Source organism: Aeromonas veronii, from assembly GCA_041319085.1.
Taxonomy (GTDB): domain Bacteria; phylum Pseudomonadota; class Gammaproteobacteria; order Enterobacterales; family Aeromonadaceae; genus Aeromonas; species Aeromonas veronii_F.
This window is the reverse complement of record CP101033.1, coordinates 2,539,976-2,562,658: the sequence shown is the minus strand read 5'-3', so window position 1 is coordinate 2,562,658 and position 22,683 is coordinate 2,539,976. Positions and strand designations below refer to the sequence as shown.

Sequence of the window (22,683 nt, the reverse complement as noted above, 5' to 3'; positions counted from 1 at the left end):
AAGGATCCATTGACCGATCCTCCTGATGTATAAAAATCCGAAGCCTGTTGAGGGGTTTCGGATTTTTTATGTCTATCGACCGGCTCTCGACGTCCTTCATGCCTGCAATTGCGTCACTCTCCGGCTCAATGTGAAAAAGCAAACGTTTTTCCTTGCGACCCTTGTCTATACTGGCTCCATTATCTAAACAGGGCGACTTTTCGGGGCGGCGGATTGTGTTAAAATCCTGCCCCTCTTTCCCCCAGAGCACAGAAGATTGCCATGAAATTTCCCGGTCAGCGCAAGTCCAAACACTACTTCCCTGTCGACAGACGCGATCCCCTGGTGCCGCAAAATCCCCTGTTAACCGAGCTGGGCAAAGCCTACGTGGTCGGGATTGATCAGACCCTGGTTGATATCGAAGCCCATGTGGATGAAGCGTTTCTGACCCGTTATGGTCTGAGCAAGGGGCACTCCGTCGTCATCAATGACGACGTGGCCGAACGCATTTATGACGAGCTCAAGGCCAACAACATGGTGGTGAGCGAGTTTGCCGGTGGCACCATCGGCAACACGGTACACAACTACTCGGTACTGGCCGATTCCCACTCCATCCTGCTGGGTGTGATGAGTCAGGACATTCGTATCGGCTGCTACGCCTACCGCTATCTGTGCAACACCTCTTCCCGCGTCAATCTGGACTATCTGCAGCCGGTGGATGGCCCCATCGGGCGTTGCTTTACCTTCATCACCGAGTGTGGTGAGCGCAGCTTCGGCATCAACGCCGGCAAGATGAACCAGCTGGATGTGCAGCATATTCCTGAAGAGGTGATCAAGGGGGCGTCTGCACTGGTGATTACCGCCTATCTGGTACGCGGTGACGATGGTGATCCGATGAAAGAGGCTGCCATGACCGCGGTGCGTTATGCCCGCGCAGCCGGTATTCCTGTGGTGCTGACCCTGGGCACTCGTTTCGTCATCGACGAAAATCCCCAGTGGTGGCGTGACTTCATTGCCGAGAACGTGACCGTGCTGGCGATGAATGAAGACGAGGGGGAAGCCCTGACCGGCATTGCTGATCCGCTCGGTGCTGCCGACAAGGCGCTCGACTGGGCCGACATGGTGCTCTGTACCGCAGGCCCCATCGGCCTTTACATGGCGAGCTACACCGACGAGGATTACAAGCGCGAGACCACCCATACCTTGCTGCCCGGAGTGATCCCCGAGTTCAACATGTATGAGTTCAGCCGCCCGATGGCCCGCGCCAAGTGCCGCAAGCCGGCTCGCATATACTCCCACATCTCCCCGTACATGGGTGGCCCGGAGAAGATCAAGAACACCAACGGGGCAGGGGATGGCGCGCTCTCTGCCGTGCTGCACGACATGGTCGCCAACTCCTATCACCGGATGAATGTGCCCAACTCCGCCAAGCACACCTCCGAGTTCCTGACCTACTCCTCACTGGCTCAGGTGTGCAAATATGCCAACCGCGTCAGCTACGAGGTGCTGGCCCAGAGCAGCCCCCGTCTCTCCCGCGGTTTGCCGGAGAAAGAGGACAGCCTGGAAGAGGTTTACTGGGAGCGTTGATCTCCTGAATCTGCAAGACGCCTCCATCGGGAGGCGTTTTTGCAGGCTAATAGGGGTTATCCCGGCTTTTTTCCAGTAATAACCCCAATATGCTTGAGTCCATGTCACTTTTGCGACACCATTTGGCCATCGTATTGTCGCCCGACAATGCCGCAGCACCCGAAAGAAAGAGAGAACCCCATGAGCATGCTTAACGACAACCTTGACGCCAATTTCCAACTGTTTATCGAACAAGTCCGCGAGTCGGGTCAGGTGTGGGGTCTGCGCTATGGGGAAGACTGGGTCGTCTGCCGCTCCGCCGAATTTGAAGACGCCGATGTGATGCCGCTCTGGTCTGCCGAAGAGGACGCCCGTCTGCACTGCGTCGACGAGTGGGCCGATTACGAGCCGGAAGTGATCGATCTGGAAGAGTTTCTCGATATCTGGATCAACGATCTGGATGAAGACGATGTGCTGGTCGGCCCGAACTGGAACGCCGATCTGGAAGGTCAGGAGCTCGAACCCATCGAGTTGGCCAAGGCACTGGTTGAACTGGACGCCTGAAAGCGCCTCCATTGATGGCCTCAACGTACAGGCCATCAATATTAAGACCGGTATTTGTGAGCGGATACCGGTCTTTTTTATGGTCGAATATCCAGATTGATGAGTTAAAAGCCGATTTGCCTTTGCACCTGTCGGGGGGATGGTCCATCATCAACCTTTTGCCAAGGGAGGAGCGCCATGTTTGTATTCGACGTAACGGGAGCTGTGGGTGAGAAGGCCAGCATTCGGGTGCAGGCGCTGGACTGGGCGCAAGCTGGGCCTGTCACCTTCGAGTGCGATGACGATCAGCTGGCGGTCGTGCTCCTGAGTGGTTGTCGTTGCGATGCGGTGGGCTTTTTCAATCTGTTGGCGGGATGTAAACCGCTCTATATCGAGCAGTGGCTCAGCTATCTGCAAGAGAGTGGCCGCATTGGCAAGTGGAGCCACCAGACCGAGAGTCCCGCCGATGGTGACTATCTGGCCAGAGCCGGTCTGGAGCACGATGAGCTCAATACCCTGCTTGGCCAGGTCTATCAGGTGGCGGGGTTCAATCGCCTGCAAATCAACCGTTACCTCAAGAACCGCCACAACCCCACCACACTGGCGACCCGGTACGATCAAAAAGAGCTGGAGCGCTATCGCCAGCTCAACGATATCATTCTGACCCTTTTGAAGCTGAAGCATCCTCAGTAAAGAGCCCCAGCTGGCTGATATCCGGTCGCAGCGGTTGCGGCCGGGCGATCAGATAGCCCTGCAAGCCATCCACGTACATCCCCTGCAGCAGCTGTTTCTGGCCAAGTTGTTCTACCCCCTCTGCTATTACCTGACACCCCATCCGATGTGATACATCGACGATCATCCGCACGAACTGCTGGTTGGTCTGATCCTGCTCCAGCCCGGTAATCAGGGCGGGATCCAGCTTGATGTAGTCGGGCTTGAGCTCGCGAAACAGGGTAAAGGAACCGATCCCCTTGCCGAAGTTGGCGATGGCCGATCGGCTGCCGTTGCGGCGCAGCAGTTCAAACACCCGCTTGGCGCCGGGCAGGTTGCGCTCCAGATGCTCTTCATCCAGTTCGAACACCAGATTGGCGGTGGTATTGGGATCTTTGAGCAGCTGGCGATCAAGCCAGATCAGGAAGGCGCTGTTTTGCAGCAGGTTGGGGGAGAGGTTGATCCCCCAGCGACTCTGGTTGGCACCAAAGGCGCGGTACTGACGCATGATGTGGGTAATGACCAGCTGTTCCAGCCGCATCACCATATCCAGCCGCTGCGCCATGGCAAACAGGGTGTCGGTGGGCAGGGCGGTGCCGTCGCTGCCGCTGAAGCGGGTGTAGATCTCGTTGTAGGCCAGCATACTGCGGTGCAGGGGCTGGATCGGCTGGTAGCTAAAGCTGAGCTGCTCCTGCGCCAGCACTTCGGTCAATACCTCGCGCCAGTGGCGCTGTCCTTGAAGATCGGAGACGTTGTCGTCCTGCTGGATGGCCCAGCCGTTGATGGTTTCGGTCTGGGCGCGGGCCAGCGCCAGATCCGCTCTGGCCAGCACGGCTTCAATTTTCTGGCCACTGCTGAGCTTGGTCAGCCCCGAGTAACCGGTACTCTCCAGCTCGTGCTGATCCTGATACTGATCAAAGGCCACCTTCAAATCCTGCCCCAGCAGATGGGGGGGAATATTGGCTGCCGGTTGCACCAGCACGGCAAAATCGGCCCCCGAAATGCGATAAACCTGATTGCCCGGGAAGCGGCTCACTACCCGCTTGATGAGGGCGGCCATGTCCTTGATGTAGGCATCGCCAGACTGGAAGCCGCGCTGGGCGTTGATCTTGCCAAGCTCGGTGGCTCGGATCAGCACCAGGGTAGCGGTCTGGGTGTCCTGATCCCGCTGCAACAGCTCGGTCATGTCGCGGCGAAACGCATGGCGGTTGAGTAGCTGGGTCAACTCGTCGGTGGTGGCCAAGTTGTTCAACTCGGTCAGCTGGCGATGGGCGCTCTGCTCGGCGCTTTCGAACTGCTCCAGCAACTGTTGCAGCACTTCCTGGGAGGCGGGCTCATCGAGTTGTGAGGGATCCCGACCCCTGATCGCCTTGACCCAGGTGAGCTCCTGATGCTGGAGCAGGCCATCCAGGGTGCGAATGGCCAGCATCAGCAGCAGGATCATGCCAAGCAGTGTGGTGGCCACAATAATGGCCAGGGTGAGTGGTGTGCTCTGAAGGGCCAACCAAACTGCTTGCAGCAGCAGCAGGGGTATGGTCACTATGGTGGCGATGAGAAACAGGGAACGTCCGAGCTTGTGAACCATCTTGTCATCCTTGAAGTGGCTGCTTAATGGGGGAATTTTAACCAAGCTAGCGGAGCAAAGCATGCTATATCCTCGTAACTCGGTTAAAAGGGTCAATTGGGATCGGTTAAATGTGAGTGAAACCACTTTCATGGCGCTGGAAACAGGCGAAGATGAGTTGAAAATAGATCAAACAAGGCAGAGGTAAATCATGTTGTTAGAGCCCGAAAATAGTGCCAAAGCACGACAATTATTGAACCAGAGTATGGCACTGGTGCTGGCGGGTGGACGTGGCAGCCGCCTGAGGCAGTTGACCGACAACCGTGCCAAGCCTGCCGTCCATTTCGGTGGCAAATTCCGGATCATTGATTTTGTGCTCTCCAACTGTATCAACTCGGGGATCCGCCGTGTTGGTGTCGTCACCCAATACAAATCCCACAGCCTGCTGCGCCACCTGCAGTCTGGCTGGTCTTTCTTGCGTTACCAGATGAACGAATTCATCGACCTGCTCCCTGCCCAGCAACGGGTGGACGAGGTGCACTGGTATCGCGGCACCGCCGATGCCATCTATCAGAACGTCGATATCATCCGTGACTACGGCCCCAAATATCTGGTGGTGTTGGCAGGGGATCACATCTACAAGATGGATTACGCCGCCATGCTGCTCGACCATGTCCGCCTTGGCGCCAAGGTGACGGTGGCCTGTATCGAGGTGCCACGGGCCGAGGCATCCGCCTTCGGGATCATGGATATCGACGAGCAGCGCAAGATCCGCGCCTTTGTTGAAAAACCGGCCAATCCGCCCGCCATGCCGGGTTGCGAGGATCGCTCGCTGGCCTCCATGGGGATCTATATCTTCGAGGCGGAGTACCTCTACCAACTGCTGGAGGAGGATATTCACAATCAGGACTCCAAACACGACTTCGGGATGGATGTGATCCCCCGCATCGTGGAGGAGGGGATGGCCTTTGCTCACCCCTTCAACATGTCCTGTGTCGGTGCGCGTGAGGGGCAAAAACCCTACTGGCGTGACGTGGGGACGTTGGATTCGTTCTGGGAAGCAAACATGGATCTCGCCTCCGTGCTGCCCGAGCTCGATATCTACGATCAGAACTGGCCCATCTGGACCAGCCAGACCCTGACGCCACCGGCCAAGTTTGTGCAGGACCGCAATGGCCAGCACGGCATGACCATCAACTCTATGTTTGCGGGCGGGACCATTGTCAGCGGCTCGTTCGTGCTCAACTCGGTGCTCTTTACCAATGTGCGGGTGCACTCTTTCTGCACCCTGGATCAGGCCATCATCTTCCCCGGGGTCGAGATTGGCGCTGGCTGCCGTTTGCGTCGGGTGGTCGTGGACAAGGGATGTGTGCTGCCTGATGGGCTGGTGGTGGGCGAAAATGCCGATGAGGATAGCCGCCGCTTCTACCGCTCCGAGCAGGGGATTGTGCTGGTGACCAAGGAGATGCTGGACAAGCTGGTTTGAGGACGGTCCTTGAAACTGTGTCAGACGCCGTAATGAAAAGGGAGCCAATCTGGCTCCCTTTTTCATGCTGGTGAATGGCGATGTTTACTCGCTAACCACCGCTTTGGCGGCCATCACCATGGCGGAGCCGTGCTTGCCACCAGCGGCGGTCACTTGCGGTACGTCATCTTCATCGGTATCGCTGCCAGCACCTTCGATGATGTTCTCGCCGGAGTCACCGATCCACTCGGCCATCTGCATGCCACCGTTGACGGTGCCACGGAACCAGCTGACGTACTGACCGGTCAGCTTGGCCAGCTCCAGCTCGGGCGCCTTCTCGGCCCCTTCGTTGCGCAGGTTCAGCATGGCAGATCGCAGGGCGCCGGAGATGGCAGCCTGGGTCCAGGGAGTGTATTCACCCTGTTTACCCGTCAGCCAGGTGCCCGCTTTGGCATTGAAGTAGGCCTTGTCGGTGGCGATGAACAGCTCGCGGGCAGCGGTGCGGTACTTGGCATCGGAGGTAGCGAGGAAGGCAGCCGTCAGACCACGGATGGCGGCGAACTGCGCATCGATGGAGTGGCCTGCATCGAGCTTGCCACCCAGGGTGATGCCGTCATGCACCAGACCATTTTTGCCCTTGAGGTTGGCAAGGATGAAATCGGCCTGTTTGCGGATAAGCTCAAGCGCCTGCTGACCCTGTTTGGTCTTGAGGTTCAGTTCGCCATTGTCACCGGCGGCATAACCGACCGGCAGCGCATCCTGAGCGCGCTGGAAGATCTGCAGGGCGACCAGGGCGTAAGCAGCGTCAAAGGTGGTGACATGCTTGCTCTGTTTGCCTGCCTGCCAGCTGTCGACCAGGGTGCCAGCCTTGGTATCAAAGTGCAGGGCTGCCAGGTTCTTGAAGGTGAGGTTGGAGAGATTGATCGCCAGCGAGAAGGCATCGCTGCCCGCGACCGCTTTGGCCAGGTCATTGGCCTTGTTGGCAGCCGGTGCGGCGGCAAACGGCGCGCCGTCAAACACGGCGTGGAAGGCCGGGTTCTGGTTGGTGTTGGCGCTGCGCTGATCGCTGAAGGCATAGAACTCGGAGAGCGGCCACAGCATCATCCAGGCATCGCGCAGCTGGGCGGAGCCATCCACCACCTCCAGCTTGCCGATGGCACCGGCATCGTTGTTGCTGGTTTCGGTCACTTTCACCTGATGGGGGAAGTAGACAACGCCCTTGGCCGGATCGTACTGCGGGGTGATCTTGGCGCCCAGTTGCTTGCCATCGAAGCCGAGCTGGTTCTGCATGATGGCCAGCTTGTCGATGGATTGCTCGGTCAGCATCATGCCGTTGAAGCCATCAGCGGCAGAGACGCCCAGCTTGTGCTTGCCATCCTGATCCATGGTGGCGGAGGCGGCTTCTACCTCTTCATCGGTCTCGGCTACGTGCATGCCGCCGAGGAAGTCTTGCGACCACATCACCTCTTTGAGCAGGATGCCGCCCACGGCTGCGGGCACCAGCAGGTTGTCACTGCCGCTCCAGCGCAGGGTGCTGTAGTCACGGAAGTAGGCGGGCACCTGGGTCTTGACGGTCTTCTCGGTGCCTTTGGCGGTCTTGATGGTGATCTGGTCGCCATTGACCGGGGTGGCGTTGACAGCCTGGGCAAACTCCGAATTGGCGGAGGCGTAGGGCAGGGAGAGGGGATACATGCCCTGCGGCACTTCATCAGCCGGGAAGCCAACGGCATCGGCCATGGCCAGCACCCGTTGCCCCAGAGAGGCCATGGTGCCACCACGGGCCAGGTTTTGCGGTCCGTTCACCAGATGAGGGCCCATGCCGGATTGGTAATTGAGGGCGTACATCGCCTCTTCGGAGTACTCGTAGGATTCGATGCCGGCAGCGAAGTCGAACGGGGTCGGCTCATCGGCACGGTTAGCATCCAGCACATCCAGATCCAGCCCCAGCGCTTCGGCCAGCGGTTCACCGGAGAGTTCGAATTCGGTATAGGCCAGCATATTGGCGGCGGTATTGAATGTCTTGTCTTCGACTTTGACGGCAGCGTGTGCGGCGCCGCTGATCAGTGCGCAGGCGATCGCCTGAACCAGTACGGTTTTTCTCATGTCCCTTCTCACCATTGGTTTTATTATTGACGCTTCTCATGACGAATCTAAATGAGAATGGTCTGCATTATGATGTGTTAACTGGGACTTGAGAAGTAAAAAACCGCCCCGATCAACAGCACGTTAAACAGGATGTGCGCTGTCGAAGAGGGCAGTTATCTGCTTATTGCGATAAAAGTGCCTCTAAAGCGGGGATCAGAGCAGCTTGAACGGGATGACCAGACGGCCCGGCTCTACCTTGAGGGCTTCGACCTTCTCCTTGATCCTGGCTTCGTTTTTGCGGCTGCTGTCGAGGCGGTAGACCGGGGTCTGCGACAGGAACAGGGAGAGCGACTGATTGAAGGTGGGCAGCAGCGGGGTGAGGGCGGCCCCGATATCGGCCGGCTCGGTCTTGACCGAGACCAGTTCGAGATCTCGCAGATAGATGGCCCCCTGATCGGCGACATATTCCGGGCGGGCGCTCAGGGCAAAACGTACCTTCATCTGCTGGCTGCCAAGGGGGCTGCTCACCTGCAGGTCGCCAGCGGCGTCCAGCTCGATGCGCTCCGCTTGTTTGCGGCCGATACGGCTCTGCATCTCATCCAGACGGATCTTGCTCAACATGATGCCGGGGATCCCCAGCTGTTTTTCAAAAGAGACCTGCTCTTTGAGGTACTGGTTGATTTCGGCCTCGCTGACGTTGTACTGGGTCAGCGAGCAGGCTCCCAGCAGCAGGACGAGGGGGAGTAACAACAGCTGTTTCAACATGATGGATTCCGCTTGGGCAACTATGATGGCGCTATCTTACGCGATAATGGACGTGGAATGAGAGGCTCATTCCGTGGGAAATCACTGGGTTGCTGCATTCCCGATTGTTTTTTGGCAACCGCCGGGTTCATCATCGACGAGTGAGCGGAATAAGGCAGAGCTGTTGGCTGCGGGCGTGGGTCTACGCCTGAGCAGAGAGAACAGAGTGCGAGAAGAGCACAGAGAAAGAGGAGATCGCAATGGTTAGGATGGGCAAGGTTGGCCGCAGGGCGCTGCTGTGGCTTGGCTGCATGATGGGACTCTGGAGCTCGTCGCTATGGGCCGAGGTGAAAGTGATCCCGGTCTTCGAGGCGCAGGCGGCGGTGCAGACCCTCAAGGAGATCTATCCCCAACTTGGGGTGAGTGCCATGGGTAACCAGCTGGTACTGAGCGGGACGTCAGCCCAGCTGCAGGAGGCCGAAGCCACGCTGGCGCAGATCAACCAGCCGCCGCAAAGCCTGCTTATCGAGTGGCGTGTGGATGGGGCCGCCAGCGGCCAGCAACTGGGGGGCTCAATCAGTCGCGACGAGGCCAAGCGGCAGTGGCTGCTCGATGGCAACGCCCAGCAGTACCAGCGCAGCCAGAACGACAGCTGGCAGGTGCGCGGCCTTTCGGGTCGCCCCGTGTTGCTGCAGATGGGCTCCTATCAGCCGGTGACTTTCTATCAGTGGAACGGGGGCGCCGTGGTGGGGATGATGCCGCTGGTTAACGGCCTCTATGCCACGGCCACCTTGATTGGCGATCGGGTGCAGATTGCGCTGAGCCGCGAACAGGCGAGGCTGGAGCAGGGCACCATCAATCGTGGGCAGAGTGCCACCGAGGTGAGCGGGGCCCCGGGCCAGTGGCTGACGGTGGGGGAGCTCTCGACCAGTTCTACGGATCAAGGGAGCAGTCTCGGTACCCAGCTACAGGGAGGGCGAGGCAGCCAGAGCGAGCGCCAGACCCTGCAGATCCGGGTCACTCGTCAATAGGTGTCAGCCCCGTCAGTGGGGCTGATCTGCGGCATATTCCCGCAGTTGGCGACTGCGCAGCAGATACCAGAGTGACCAGAGGCTGGCGACCAGCACCAGTGCGGTGGGCCAGATGAACGACCACTTCTGCAGATTGAGGCTGTGCAGTTGCATCAGCAGCCCGCTGACGGTAGAGCAGAGCAGCAGCAGCGGGCTGTGGCGCCGGAGTCTGGCGCGAATGCTCTGGGTCTGCTGATAGGTGCCGCCGCAGGCGAGCAACGCCAGCATGGCGGGCACGTCGGTCAGCAGGCTGATATAGAGAGTGATCTTGTCCGGATAGAAGAGGGTCAGGATCTCGCTGCCGCTCTCGCGGGTGACGCCGGCCATCAGAAAGAGCCAGACCGAGCGGGTCAGCAACAGGGCGATGGGCCAGAACCAGAGGGGCGGGCGCAACTGGCCGTGATCGTCATAGCGGTGTTCGGGGTAGAGGGTCATGGTTGCCCGTTAGCCACTTGAATGGAGTGATAGAGGGGATATGGGGCGACGAAGCGCCCTTTGCAAGGTGTTGGGCGTGGCGCAAATTAATCGGGGGGCCATGCCCTGTCTCTTATACACAAATCCCCAAGCATCGCTTGGGGATTTTTTTGAACCTTTTCCCTTCTCCGTGATCTGACTCTTTTGCCATCCCTTATCACGGCTCTAATATGCATCTCACCCAACTCGAACAATGGGCATTCGACCAGTTTGGCCATGCCAATCTCAAGGACCCCAGACGCACTGAACGTCTCGTCAAACTCGCCACCGCCCTTGCTCAACAACCCGGAGATTGCGTGTCACAACTTCCCCTCTCACCCGCCGACATGGAAGGCTCATATCGCTTTATTCGCAACCACCATGTCAATGCCGATGCCATTGCTGATGCAGGCTTTGCCACCACCGCAGCCCTAGCCAGGGACTACGACCTGTTGCTGGCACTGGAAGATACCACGGCCCTGACCTTCAACCATGCCAGCGTCCATGATGAGCTGGGGCACACCAATCAAGGCAGTAGTCGCGCTCTGCTGGCTCACTCCGTCTTGTTGTTTGCTCCGCATAAATCGCAGGTGGTCGGCATGATTGCACAGCGTATCTGGACCCGTGATGTCAGCAAGCGGGGAGAGAGCCACCGGCATGCCACCCGGCCTTACAAGGAGAAAGAGAGTCGCAAGTGGGAGGAGGCATCCGTGGCCTTTGCCGCCCGTCTCGGCACTCAGATGGCCAACGTTATCTCGGTCTGTGACCGGGAAGCGGATATCTACGAATATCTGCATTACAAGCAGAGCAACCAACAACGCTTTGTGGTGCGCTCGATGCAAAGTCGCTGTATCGAAGAGCATGACCACAAGCTCTACGACTATGCCCGGCAGTGCCACTCTGCCGGCACCAAGGTCGTCAAAATACCGCAGCGGGGCGGCAGAAAAGCCAGAGAGGCCGTGCTCGACATCAAGTTTACCAAAGTCACCCTAAAGGCTCCGGCCAACAAGCGTAACGAGCCGGATATCCCGCTCTACTACGTGGGATGCATTGAGCAGGGCGATGCCTCTGACCGGCTGGAGTGGCACCTGCTGACTAGTGAAGCCGTGACCGACGATGCACAGGCCCGCAAGGTTATCGGCTATTACGAGCGGCGCTGGCTTATCGAGGATTATCACAAGGTCTGGAAGAGTGCCGGCACTCGGGTAGAAACCTTAAGGATGCAGAGCATGGATAACCTGAAGCGGATGTGCGTCATCTTGTCGTTTATCGCGGTGCGTCTGTTGCAATTGAGGTTTATCAACGAGGAGTCATCGGCACAGAATCAAAGCTGCGAAACGGTGATAGGCCCGACGGGGTGGAAGCTGCTTTGGCGAAAGGTAGAGAAAACGCCGTTGCCAACCAAGGTGCCGGATATGAGATGGGCGTACCGGAGCCTGGCCAAGCTGGGGGCTGGAAGGACACTAAACGAACGGGGCGGGCTTCAATAGCGGCATTATGGGAGGGCTGGTTTCGACTCCAGACCCTCCTGGAAGGCTACGAACTGGCGCAGTCTCTTGAGCACCAATAGTTGTGATCAAGAGACAGGCCATGCCCCCCAATCCGTTACTTCAGATATCGCAGCGCGCGTCGGCGGCGTTACAGCCAGCCTTTGCGCTTGAAGAAGAGGCCGGTGCCGAGCGATGACATCACCATCAGCACCAGCGACATGGGATAACCATACTCCCAGGCGAGCTCCGGCATGCGGCCGAAGTTCATGCCGTAGATACTGGCGATCAGGGTCGGCGGCAGGAAGATGACCGCGGCTACCGAGAAGATCTTGATCACCTTGTTCTGCTCCAGATTGGTCACCCCCATGGAGGCCTCCAGCTGGAAGTTGATCTTGTCGAACAGGAACTGGGTGTGGGGCAAGAGAGACTCCACGTCGTGCAGCATCTCATCGATCCACTTGTTCTGCTCCAGGCTCATGCGCTGGCGCAGGCTGCGCTTGAGGAAGCGCAAGGCGCGGCGGGTATCGTGCAGGGAGAGACGGATCTGACCGTTGGCCTCTTCCTGAGCCATCAACTCCTTGAGCATGGGGTTGATCTGATCCGGCTCGAAGATCTGATCGGCGGTGTTTTCCAAGGTCTTGTAACCATCTTCGATAAGATCGGAGAGGTACTCAACCTTGAGGTTTTGCACCTCCAGCAGGATGTCGAGGGCATCCTCCACCTCCAGCCGATCCTGGCGCATATAGTGGCGCAGCAGGCGAACCAGCCCGATGTCATCTTCACGAATACTGATCAGCAGGTTGTTGCGCAGGGTAAAGGAGACGTGGACACCCTTGGTGTCACGACCGATCCGCTGGGGAAACAGGGAGTGAATGTGCAGACCATCGGTATCCCAGTAAAAACGGGCGGATGCTTCGATGTCGTCGAGCTCTTCCTTGTCGGGGACCTCTTCCAGGAACAGGCCCGTCAACCATTCTCGCTCTGCCGTATCCGGCTTGTAGGCATCCAGCCAGACCGTGTTGTCAGGTACTGTGTCGTCAGGCCCGAGCGTGACTATGTCCAGCACCTTGTTATTGAGAATGTAGGCGGTGATCATCTGTCCCCCCTTAAAAAGTCATGGGTAATCAGGGATGGTTGCACAGGTCATGCGGCCTTAGATCGCTGCAGAAGGCGATCCCATGGATAAGCAGATCGGGCCGATGGAAAACCTGAATGCGGCGAACTATACAGGGGCGGGCCGCGCTTGTCAGGGGCTATTCATCAGGGATCCAGCCTGTTTGTTCAAAAAAGCAGCGAGGTCGGATCACCTGAGCTGCCGTGCGGGGTAGAACCCGCCTTTGGCGGGGGGAGGGGCAGCTGAGGCTGCTTGTTGCCGCTGGCCCGCTTCATCACATATTCGGATAATTGGGCCCGGAGCGCCCCTGTGGTGGTGTCCAGATGATATTTTGGGGCTGAGCAGCTTTGATGTCACCGCAGCTTGGTATCGCTGCACTTCATCACATATTGGGATAGTTGGGCCCCGAGCCCCCCTGTGGCGGTGTCCAGATGATATTTTGACTGGGATCTTTAATGTCACAGGTCTTGCAGTGGATGCAGTTGGCGGCATTGATCTGCAGTTTGGCCGCGGCTTCCATTTCCAGTACTTCAAACACCCCGGCTGGGCAGTAGCGTTGGGCGGGTTCGGCCCAGGTGGGCAGATTGACCTCGACCGGAATGCGCTCGTCCTGCAGCTTGAGGTGGCAAGGCTGATCCTCGTCGTGACTGGTGTTGGCCAGATACACAGACGAGAGCTTGTCAAAGCTCAGCTTGCCATCGGGTTTGGGATAATGGATGGGCTCGCAGCGGCTGGCCACGCGCAGCTGACGGTAGTCGTGAGCCTTATCGAGCAGCTTGAAGGGCGAGTTTGCGCCAAACAGCCGCTGCTCCAGCCAGTTGAAGGCACCGCCCAACCAGGGACCATAGCGGTGAAGCGCCGCGCCGAAGTTGCGCGCCGCCTTGAGCTCGCGGGCCAGCCAGCTCTGTTGTAGCTCGTCACCATACTGGGTCAGATCCCGTCCCCCCTCATCGCCGCCACGCAACGCCATCGCGACGGTTTTTGCCGCCAGCATCCCCGATTTCATGGCGGTGTGGATCCCCTTGATACGTGAGAAGTCGAGGGTGCCGGCATCACAACCGATCAGCAGGCCGCCCGGAAAGTGCATGCGGGGCAGGGCGTGCCAGCCTCCCTTGGTGATGGCGCGGGCGCCATAGCTGATGCGTTCGCCCCCTTGCAACGCGCCGGCGATAAGCGGGTGATGCTTGAGGCGCTGGAATTCGTCAAACGGGCTGAGCCAGGGATTCTGGTAGTTGAGATCGACAATCAGCCCGACCGCGACCTGATCCCCCTCCATGTGATAGAGATAGAAACCGCCGTGGCTATTGCCACCACCCTGCTTGCCGAGGGGCCAGCCACTGCCGTGCAGTACCTGTCCCGCCTTGCCCCTACCTGCTGGCAGTTGCCACAACTCTTTGAAGCCGATGGCGTAGTGTTGGGGTTGGGCGGGGTTTTCCAGATTGAACTCGGCGATCAGCTGCTTGCCGAGATGGCCTCGGGCCCCTTCGGCAAAGAGGGTGTAGCGGCCGAGCAGCGCCATGCCGGGCACATGATCTGCTTTTGGGTTGCCTGCCCGATCCAGCCCCAGATCGCCGGTGATGACTCCCTTGACCCGGCCCGCCTCCATGATAAGTTCGCTGGCGGTAAACCCCGGGTATATTTCGACTCCCAGTTTTTCCGCCTGCTGGCCGAGCCAGCGGCAGAGATTGCCCAGACTGACCACATGGCAACCCTGATTGTGCATCCGGGGCGGCACGGCCCAGGCGGGCAGTTGCAGGGAGCGTTGCTCGCTTTGCAGCAGATGCACCTGATCGTCGCTGACCGGCACGCCGAGCGGCGCTTGCTGCCAGCCATCCGGCAGCAGCTCTTGCAAGGCGACGGGGTCAAACAGGGCGCCGGAGAGCAGATGGGCGCCAATTTCGGCCCCCTTCTCCAGCAGACAGACAGAGAGAGTGGCATCCTGCTGTTTCAGGGCGATGGCTGCACTGAGCCCCGCCGGACCGCCGCCGACGATGACGACATCAAATTCCATTGCTTCCCGTTCCATCTTGCCTCTGCGCTCTGGTTGGCCTAGGGTAATGCTGGTAGTTTACGTAAACGTAAAGCAGTTGTAAGCAAAACTGAGCAAGAAAAAGCAAAAAATCAGGGAAGAGCGTACTGCAACAAACGCAGAGGCACACTAATGAATTCAATCCAAACAGACGAGGCATGACCCCATGAAGCTGCTGGTCGCAATCAAACGGGTAGTCGACTACAACGTCAAGATCCGGGTGAAGGGAGACGGCTCCGACGTGGAGCTCGCCAATGTGAAGATGGGGATCAACCCCTTTTGTGAAATTGCGGTGGAGGAGGGGGTCAGGCTGCGGGAAGCCGGGGTCGCCAGCGAGCTGGTGGTGGTGACCTTTGGCCCGGACGCGGCGGCCGAGCAGCTGCGCCATGCGCTGGCGCTGGGGGCGGATCGGGCGCGCCACTATGTCACTGACGAGACGCTCGCACCGCTGAATGTTGCCCGTGCCTTGCACAAGGTGTGTGAGCAGGAGCAGCCGGATCTGGTGCTGCTCGGCAAGCAGTCCATCGATTCAGACAACAATCAGGTGGCCCAGATGCTGGCTGCCCTCAATGAGTGGCCGCTGGCGACCTGCGCGTCAGCCCTCAAGGTGGAAGCGGGAGAACTGCTGGTGACTCGCGAAATCGACGGTGGCCTCGAGACCCTGGGCATGCCGTTGCCTGCGGTGGTGAGCGCCGATCTGCGTTTGAATGAACCGCGCTTTGCCTCGCTGCCCAACATCATGAAGGCCAAGCGCAAGCCGCTTGATAGCGCTCCGTTCTCGACACTCGCCGTTGAGGTGGCCAACCAGACCCGTTTGCTCGGGGTGATGGCGCCGCCAGCCCGCAGCGCCGGGATCAAGGTGGGCTCGGTGGACGATCTGGTGGACAAACTCAAACACGAAGCGAAGGTGCTGCCATGAGCGTGCTGATCATTGCCGAACATCATCAGGGCCATCTGGCCGACAACGTGGCACAACTGGCGACCGCCGCCGGATCCATCGGCGGTCAGGTCGATCTGCTGTTGCTGGGTCAGGGGCTCACCGAGGCGGGTGAACAGGCTGCAGCTCTCGGCGGCGTTGACAAGGTTCTGCTTGCCGAGCATCCCCTGCTGGCCGACGGACTGCTGGATGGGGTGGACAAGCTGCTGGCCAGCTGGTGCGAAGGTTACAGCCACTGCCTGATGGCGGCGAGTGCCATGGGCAAGGCGCTGCTGCCACAGGTGGCGGCTCGGCTCGGGGTGGAGATGCTCTCCGAGGTGACGGCTATCGAGAGCAGCGATACCTTTCTGCGCCCCATCTATGCGGGCAATGCCATCGCCAGAGTGGCGAGCTCGGCGCCCGTCAAGGTGATGACCGTGCGGGCCACCGCCTTTGCCAAGGCGGCGACGGGCGGACAGGCTCTCATCGAGCACTTGGCTGTGCCCGAATTCGCTGGTCGTACCCGGCTGGTCGAGCGCCGCGCGGTGCGCTCCAGCAGGCCCGAACTGACCGCCGCCCGGGTGGTTGTCTCCGGTGGCCGGGCACTGGGGTCCAAGGCGCAGTTTGCCCTGATTGAGGCGCTGGCCGACAAGCTGGGGGGCGCGGTGGGGGCATCGCGAGCCGCCGTTGATGCGGGATATGTCGCCAACGATCTGCAGGTGGGGCAGACCGGCAAAGTGGTGGCGCCGGAACTCTATATCGCGGTCGGTATTTCGGGCGCCATCCAGCATCTGGCGGGGATGAAGGAGTCGAAGGTGATCGTGGCCATCAACAAGGACAGCGACGCCCCCATCTTTCAGGTGGCGGACTACGGGCTGGTGGGAGATCTCTTCACCCTGCTGCCGGAGCTCACCGCCAAACTGTAAATTTGTCAGAAATGGCTGAGCAGTGGTCGTTTGTGCGCTCTGCCCGCCATTTCTATGCATGTTCCCTGCAAGCCCTGACCCGTTCAGGGCTTTTTCTACTGCAAGGGGGAGGCAGAGTGACGGTAAAAGGTTGAGCCAGCTCCCAAAAAGCCTTTGATCCGCTGGCGGCTCTTGTGTAAAACCTGACAAGTCATCGATTACTCTCATCCACTCACGGAAAGCGTCATGAGCAAACAGATTTACAACTTCTGCGCCGGCCCCGCCATGCTGCCGGTTGAAGTCATGGAGCGCGCCCAGCGCGAATTTTGTAATTTTCAGGGGCTGGGAGCCTCGGTCATGGAGCTTTCCCATCGTGGCAAGCCCTACATGGCGGTGGCCGAGAAGGCTGAAGCGGATCTGCGCTCCCTGCTGGCGGTGCCGGATAACTACAAGGTGCTGTTTATGCATGGTGGTGGTCGCGGCCAGTTCTCCGCCGTGCCCATGAACCTGCTGGGCGGCGCCAACAAGAAGGCGGACTTCCTGCTGACCGGCGTCTGGTCCCAGAGCGCTGTGGATGAAGCCAAAAAGTATGGCGATATCCAGACCTTCCAGGGGGTTGCCAAGAACGGGCAGGGGATCTCTCACCTGCTGCCGACCCCGGCGTTTCGCGCCGATGCGGCCTATGTGCACTACTGCCCGAACGAAACCATCGACGGCATCGAGATGTTCGACATCCCGGCCACCGGCGAGGTGCCGCTGGTGGCGGATCTCTCCTCCACCATTCTCTCCCGTCCTCTCGACGTGAGCCGCTTTGGCATCATCTATGCCGGTGCCCAGAAGAATATCGGGCCGTCCGGGCTTGCCATCGCCATCGTGCGCGATGATCTGCTGGATCAGGCGAGAGCCGATGTGCCCTCGATTTTCGATTACAAACTCACCGCCAAGAACGACTCCATGTTCAACACGCCGCCCACCTACGCCTGGTATCTGGCCGGTCTGGTGTTCGAGTGGCTGAAAGAACAGGGTGGCCTCGAGGCGATGGAAGCGCGCAACAAGGAGAAGGCCGACTTCCTGTATGACTATCTCGATCAGTCGAGCTTCTATGGCAATCAGGTGGATGTCAGCTGCCGTTCGCGGATGAACATCCCGTTCCAGCTGAAAAATGCCGAGCTGGACAAGCAGTTCCTGGCCGAATCGGAAGCCGCTGGCCTGCTGGCCCTCAAAGGACACCGCATTGTCGGCGGCATGCGCGCCAGCGTCTATAACGCCATGCCGCTGGAGGGGGTGAAGGCCCTGGTCAGCTTTATGGATGGCTTTGCCAAGCGTAACGGCTGAGAAGAGAGCCCCTATGTGTTTGCTGGCAGCCTCTTGTAGCAACCCGTGAGCCGCTTCCAGCTATTGCAGTGATTCAAGACGCCGGGGATACCCCGGCGTCTCAGACTATTGAAAAACCCCCTAATTTCAGAAAAACAGGGTTTTCTCATCAAGTAAAATCAATGCGTTACGATGACGATTTTGGCTTTGTCAGCAATCTGAGACGCCGGGGATACCCCGGCGTCTTTTTTTCAACAGAACCAGCGTGCTGGCGTTTGCCGTGCGATTTCCCCTGAAAGTGCCCTTGCCGAGCGGGACGCAGGCTGTTAACGTCCGGACAGGCGTTTATTTTTGAGATAGCACAGGAAGTCTATGAATTCGTTGCGTTTGGAACCCATTTCTCGTGTGGCTGGTGAGGTCAATCTGCCCGGCTCCAAGAGTGTCTCTAACCGTGCGCTGCTGCTGGCGGCGCTGGCCCGTGGCACCACCCGTCTGACCAACCTGCTCGACAGCGATGACATTCGTCATATGCTGGCAGCGCTGACCCAGCTCGGGGTCAAGTACAAGCTCTCCGCCGACAAGACCGAGTGCACTGTGCACGGTCTGGGTCGCAGCTTTGCGGTGAAAGAGCCGGTCAATCTGTTCCTCGGCAACGCCGGTACCGCCATGCGCCCGCTCTGCGCCGCGCTGTGTCTCGGCTCAGGTGAATATACCCTGGGCGGCGAGCCGCGTATGGAAGAGCGTCCCATCGGCCATCTGGTGGATGCCCTGCGTGAAGCGGGGGCCCATATCCAGTACCTGAAAAAAGATGGCTATCCGCCGCTGGTGGTGGACGCCAAGGGGCTGTGGGGCGGCGATGTGCACGTCGATGGCTCCGTCTCCAGCCAGTTCCTGACCGCCTTCCTGATGGCGGCGCCGATGGCGGCCGGTGATACCCGGATCCACATCAAGGGAGAGCTGGTCTCCAAGCCCTACATCGACATCACCCTGCACATCATGAAGCAGTTTGGGGTAGTCATCGAGCACGACAACTACAAGCTGTTCTACATCAAGGGCAACCAGACCTACATCAGCCCGGGTGACTTTCTGGTGGAAGGGGATGCCTCCAGCGCCTCCTACTTCCTCGCGGCGGGCGCCATCAAGGGCCAGGTGCGGGTAACCGGCATCGGCAAGCACAGCATTCAGGGTGATATCCACTTCGCCGACGTGCTGGAGAAGATGGGGGCGCGCATCACCTGGGGCGATGATTTCATCGAGGCCGAGCAGGCACCGCTGCACGGAGTGGATATGGACATGAACCATATTCCCGATGCGGCCATGACTATCGCTGTTGCGGCGCTGTTTGCCGAGGGGCCGACCTCCATTCGCAATATCTACAACTGGCGGGTGAAGGAGACCGATCGTCTGCACGCCATGGCGACCGAACTGCGCAAGCTGGGGGTCGAAGTGGAGGAGGGGTATGACTTCATTACCGTGACCCCGCCGACTCAGCTCAAGCACGCCGAGATCGATACCTACAACGATCACCGTATCGCCATGTGCTTCTCGCTGGTGGCGCTGTCGGATACCCCGGTCACCATCAATGATCCCAAGTGTACCTCGAAAACCTTCCCGGATTACTTTGACAAGCTGGCCAGTATCAGCCAGCGTGGCTGAACACTGACAAACCCGTCATCACCGACGCATCGGGCCCGCGCTGAGCGGGCCTTTTTGCCTCTATCACCCGCATGTTCATTTTGCTTAGCATCATTTTAATAACTTGCAAGGATGCAACACAAAATAGTTTTGTGATTACTGTAATTAACTATTTACACATGCGCTGTCGCGGGCTATGTTGAGATTTCTTAATCGCAGTTATCTAGCAGGAAGCCTTGTCATGCAGCATCAAACCGACGACGTTCGTATCAGTGAAATCAAAGAGTTATTACCCCCGGTTGCGGTGCTTGAGAAGTTTCCGGCTACCGAGGTTGCTTCGTCCACCGTTTTTGAATCCCGTCAGGCCATTCACAATATCCTGGCTGGCGAAGATGAGCGCCTGCTGGTGGTGATTGGCCCTTGTTCCATCCACGATCCGGTGGCTGCACTGGAGTACGGTAAGCGCCTCAAGGCGTTGCGCGACGAGCTGAAAGGTCAGCTGGAGATCGTGATGCGGGTCTACTTCGAAAAACCGCGTACCACGGTGGGCTGGAAGGGGCTGATCAACGATCCGTATCTCGACAACAGCTGCAAGATCAATGACGGTCTGCGCATTGGTCGCAAGCTGTTGCTGGATCTCAACGACATGGGGCTGCCAACCGCCTCCGAGTTCCTCGACATGATCACCCCGCAATATGTGGCGGATCTGATGAGCTGGGGCGCGATCGGTGCCCGTACCACCGAATCCCAGGTACACCGCGAGCTGGCCTCCGGTCTCTCCTGCCCGGTGGGCTTCAAGAACGGTACTGATGGCACTATCAAGGTCGCCATTGATGCAATTGGCGCTGCCAGTGCGCCGCACCACTTCCTGTCGGTCACCAAATATGGTCACTCCGCCATCGTGGCGACCCGCGGCAACCCGGACTGTCACATCATTCTGCGCGGTGGCCGTGAGCCGAACTACAGCGCGGCCCATGTTGATGAGGTGGTGAAGGGGCTGGAGAAGGCCGGTCTGCCACAGAAGGTGATGATCGACTTTAGTCACGCCAACAGCAGCAAACAGTTCAAGAACCAGATGGTGGTGGCTGAAGACGTAGCCGGTCAGCTGCGTGCTGGCAGCCAGGCGGTGTTTGGCGTGATGGTGGAGAGCCATCTGGTGGAAGGGCGTCAGGATCTGGTGGAAGGGTGCGAACTCACCGTTGGCCAGAGCATCACAGATGCCTGCATCGGTTGGGCTGATACCGAAGTGCTGCTGCGCAACCTGGCGGATGCCGTCGCAACCCGCAACGCTCGCTAAAGCCGTCCCGGCGGCGCTGTTAATAGTCGCGCCGCTGGAACAGCAACGCGGCCGTTCGGCCAAATTGAATCCATAAAGCAAAAGCGCGACCATAGGGTCGCGCTTTTTCATATGTGAAGTGGATTACCAACGGTAGGTTTTCAGCAGCGCCTCCAGTTTCTGGCACTGCTCCACCAACTGGATGCTGGCGAGGTTGGCGGCGTGCGCCTGACCCAGGGTGTCGTTGGAGGTGTTGCGAATGTCGCTCACCGAGCTGTCTACCTCATGGCAGACCCTGTCCTGCTCTTCGGCGGACTGCGCCATCTGGGCGTTGAGGTCGTTGATGCGGGCGATACGCTCGATGATGTTCTGCATAGCTGCCAAGGTCGCCTCGGTCTTGCTGATGCTCTCACCGGCTTTGCTTTTTGCATCCCCGATCACCGTAACCGCGCTCTGGGCCTCTTTTTGCAGGGCGGCGATCATCTGAGAGATCTCTTCGCTGGCGGCGCGGCTGCGGTTGGAGAGGGCCCGCACTTCATCGGCTACTACCGCAAAGCCGCGACCTTGCTCGCCTGCCCTGGCCGCTTCAATCGCAGCGTTGAGGGCCAGCAGGTTGGTCTGATCGGCAATCCCCTTGATCACCTCGAGCACACCGTCAACCGCCAGGCAACGGCTGTCGAGCTGCTGGATCACCTGATCCACTCGATCGATCTCTGCCGACATCTCGCCCATATCGGTGATGGAGCGCTGGGCGAGGCGGCTGGTGTCGGCGGCATCCTGATTGGTTAGGGCGGAGAGCTCGGCGCTATGGCGGGCATGTTCGCGTACCTCATGGGAGCTGGCGGCCAGCTCGCTGACGGCGGCGGCGACCTGGGTGGTCATCCCCTCTTGCTGGCGGGCCGAGTTTTCGGTCTGGGTCGCCACCTGACGGATCTGGTTCGACTCCTGATAGAGCTGGTGGGTTGCCCCTTCCACCTCCTGCAGACTGTGGCGAAAGCCCTGCACCATGTCATTGACGGCACGGGTCATCTGGCCCAGTTCATCCCGGCTGTGATTGACCAGGGGGAGGGCGAGGTCGCGCTCTTTGGCCATCCGGATCATGGTGAGCTGCAACTGGCGCAGAGGGTGTTTCACGTAGCGTTGCAATACCCACCAGAGCAAGCCGAAGCCGATGCTGAAGACGGCGGCCAGGCTGCCGCTCAGGATCAGGTTGTTGTGGCGGATCTCGCCGAAGGTGTGGCTGAGGTCGTAACTGATCCGCACTGCCCCCATCACTGTCCCTTCATTGACCTGATGGCAGGTGGTGCACTGGGTGCCGCGATACTCCTTGTAGGCTTTGAACGGTTTGATCAGGGTGAGCCGGTTGCCCTGCTGCTCCATAATGGTCTCTCCCTGATTGATGGCTCGCTCATCGAGGGGATCCTGCGCTTTCTGATCCGGGTGACCCGGGCCAAACAGGTTGCTGACGGCCGGGGCGCGGATCAGGCGAGCCTCGACGATGCCCGCTTCACTCTTGAGCTTGGTCTGCACGATTTGCCGGTTGGCCATGCCACCGGTCATCATCAGGACGTTGAGCTGATCCATGTAGGTGTTGGCGGCGCTCTCCACTTTTTCGCCCGCCAGCCGGATGGCGAGATCCCGTTGCAGCCAGGCTGAGAGTTCGAAGCAGAGGCCAAAGGTGGTGCTGATGACCAGCGCAAGGGGAAGGAAGATTTTCCAGTTGAGGGAGAGGTTATGCATTTTGGGCAAGATCCATGCGCTTGGTGTTGTTATGTGCTCCCGTATCATCTTGATCGTAGAAGAAATGGCGGGAGATGGTTCTCT

Annotated in this window: 17 protein-coding genes and 1 pseudogene; 11 read left to right on the top strand and 7 right to left on the bottom strand. The window is 59.1% G+C overall.

The window, feature by feature from the left end; all coding sequences use genetic code 11:
* The first annotated feature begins 261 nt into the window (after positions 1-261).
* The 3 genes from NMD14_12105 to NMD14_12095 all read left to right on the top strand — a co-directional run bounded on the left by NMD14_12105 (position 262) and on the right by NMD14_12095 (position 2,781).
* Complete coding sequence (locus NMD14_12105) at positions 262-1,566, top strand: inosine/guanosine kinase (protein ID XEI31529.1); 1,305 nt, start codon at positions 262-264, stop codon at positions 1,564-1,566.
* Positions 1,567-1,746: 180 nt separating this feature from the next.
* Positions 1,747-2,109 (top strand): DUF2750 domain-containing protein, encoded by a 363-nt coding sequence (locus NMD14_12100; GenBank protein XEI31528.1) that lies wholly within the window; start codon positions 1,747-1,749, stop codon positions 2,107-2,109.
* Positions 2,110-2,286: 177 nt separating this feature from the next.
* Positions 2,287-2,781, top strand: a complete 495-nt coding sequence (locus NMD14_12095) for a hypothetical protein (GenBank protein ID XEI31527.1) — start codon at positions 2,287-2,289, stop codon at positions 2,779-2,781.
* Here the strand turns inward: NMD14_12095 and NMD14_12090 are convergent.
* Positions 2,744-4,384 (bottom strand): GGDEF domain-containing protein, encoded by a 1,641-nt coding sequence (locus tag NMD14_12090; protein XEI31526.1) that lies wholly within the window; start codon positions 4,382-4,384, stop codon positions 2,744-2,746. The genes NMD14_12095 and NMD14_12090 overlap by 38 nt on opposite strands.
* Before the next feature lie 190 nt (positions 4,385-4,574).
* Between NMD14_12090 and glgC the strand changes: the two genes are divergently transcribed.
* Positions 4,575-5,849, top strand: a complete 1,275-nt coding sequence (gene glgC, locus NMD14_12085; GenBank protein XEI31525.1) for a glucose-1-phosphate adenylyltransferase — start codon at positions 4,575-4,577, stop codon at positions 5,847-5,849.
* Between the two features lie 84 nt (positions 5,850-5,933).
* Here the strand turns inward: glgC and NMD14_12080 are convergent, their stop codons facing one another.
* On the bottom strand, positions 5,934-7,931 hold the full coding sequence (locus NMD14_12080) for a hypothetical protein (protein XEI31524.1): 1,998 nt from the start codon (positions 7,929-7,931) through the stop codon (positions 5,934-5,936).
* 195 nt (positions 7,932-8,126) lie between these two features.
* The gene (locus NMD14_12075) at positions 8,127-8,678 is read right to left on the bottom strand and encodes a lipoprotein (protein XEI31523.1); all 552 of its coding nucleotides are present in this window, start codon (positions 8,676-8,678) and stop codon (positions 8,127-8,129) included.
* A gap of 239 nt (positions 8,679-8,917) precedes the next feature.
* On the opposite strand from NMD14_12075, the gene NMD14_12070 reads away from it, so the two are divergent.
* Positions 8,918-9,688: a hypothetical protein gene (locus tag NMD14_12070; protein XEI31522.1), complete on the top strand. Its 771-nt coding sequence runs from the start codon at positions 8,918-8,920 to the stop codon at positions 9,686-9,688.
* 12 nt (positions 9,689-9,700) lie between these two features.
* Here NMD14_12070 and NMD14_12065 read toward each other — a convergent pair whose 3' ends face one another.
* Positions 9,701-10,162, bottom strand: coding sequence for a DUF2919 domain-containing protein (locus NMD14_12065; GenBank protein XEI31521.1), 462 nt, complete (start codon positions 10,160-10,162; stop codon positions 9,701-9,703).
* A gap of 209 nt (positions 10,163-10,371) precedes the next feature.
* On the opposite strand from NMD14_12065, the pseudogene NMD14_12060 reads away from it, so the two are divergent.
* A pseudogene (locus NMD14_12060) lies at positions 10,372-11,750 on the top strand (IS4 family transposase).
* Positions 11,751-11,818: 68 nt separating this feature from the next.
* Here NMD14_12060 and corA read toward each other — a convergent pair.
* Together corA and NMD14_12050 are read right to left on the bottom strand one after the other, a co-directional pair.
* A complete protein-coding gene (gene corA / locus NMD14_12055) occupies positions 11,819-12,766 on the bottom strand; it encodes a magnesium/cobalt transporter CorA (GenBank protein ID XEI31520.1) in 948 nt (315 codons plus the stop codon).
* Positions 12,767-13,166: 400 nt separating this feature from the next.
* Positions 13,167-14,810, bottom strand: coding sequence for an electron transfer flavoprotein-ubiquinone oxidoreductase (locus tag NMD14_12050; protein ID XEI31519.1), 1,644 nt, complete (start codon positions 14,808-14,810; stop codon positions 13,167-13,169).
* Between the two features lie 169 nt (positions 14,811-14,979).
* On the opposite strand from NMD14_12050, the gene NMD14_12045 reads away from it, so the two are divergent.
* The 5 genes from NMD14_12045 to aroG all read left to right on the top strand — a co-directional run bounded on the left by NMD14_12045 (position 14,980) and on the right by aroG (position 20,880).
* Positions 14,980-15,732 (top strand): electron transfer flavoprotein subunit beta/FixA family protein, encoded by a 753-nt coding sequence (locus NMD14_12045; GenBank protein XEI31518.1) that lies wholly within the window; start codon positions 14,980-14,982, stop codon positions 15,730-15,732.
* Complete coding sequence (locus tag NMD14_12040; GenBank protein XEI31517.1) at positions 15,729-16,655, top strand: FAD-binding protein; 927 nt, start codon at positions 15,729-15,731, stop codon at positions 16,653-16,655. The genes NMD14_12045 and NMD14_12040 overlap by 4 nt, the downstream gene beginning before the upstream one ends.
* Before the next feature lie 225 nt (positions 16,656-16,880).
* On the top strand, positions 16,881-17,969 hold the full coding sequence (serC, locus tag NMD14_12035; protein ID XEI31516.1) for a 3-phosphoserine/phosphohydroxythreonine transaminase: 1,089 nt from the start codon (positions 16,881-16,883) through the stop codon (positions 17,967-17,969).
* Between the two features lie 351 nt (positions 17,970-18,320).
* The gene (gene aroA / locus NMD14_12030) at positions 18,321-19,604 is read left to right on the top strand and encodes a 3-phosphoshikimate 1-carboxyvinyltransferase (protein ID XEI31515.1); all 1,284 of its coding nucleotides are present in this window, start codon (positions 18,321-18,323) and stop codon (positions 19,602-19,604) included.
* Between the two features lie 220 nt (positions 19,605-19,824).
* Positions 19,825-20,880, top strand: coding sequence for a 3-deoxy-7-phosphoheptulonate synthase AroG (aroG, locus tag NMD14_12025; protein XEI31514.1), 1,056 nt, complete (start codon positions 19,825-19,827; stop codon positions 20,878-20,880).
* Positions 20,881-21,003: 123 nt separating this feature from the next.
* Here the strand turns inward: aroG and NMD14_12020 are convergent, their stop codons facing one another.
* The gene (locus tag NMD14_12020; GenBank protein XEI31513.1) at positions 21,004-22,599 is read right to left on the bottom strand and encodes a methyl-accepting chemotaxis protein; all 1,596 of its coding nucleotides are present in this window, start codon (positions 22,597-22,599) and stop codon (positions 21,004-21,006) included.
* Positions 22,600-22,683 lie beyond the last annotated feature (84 nt).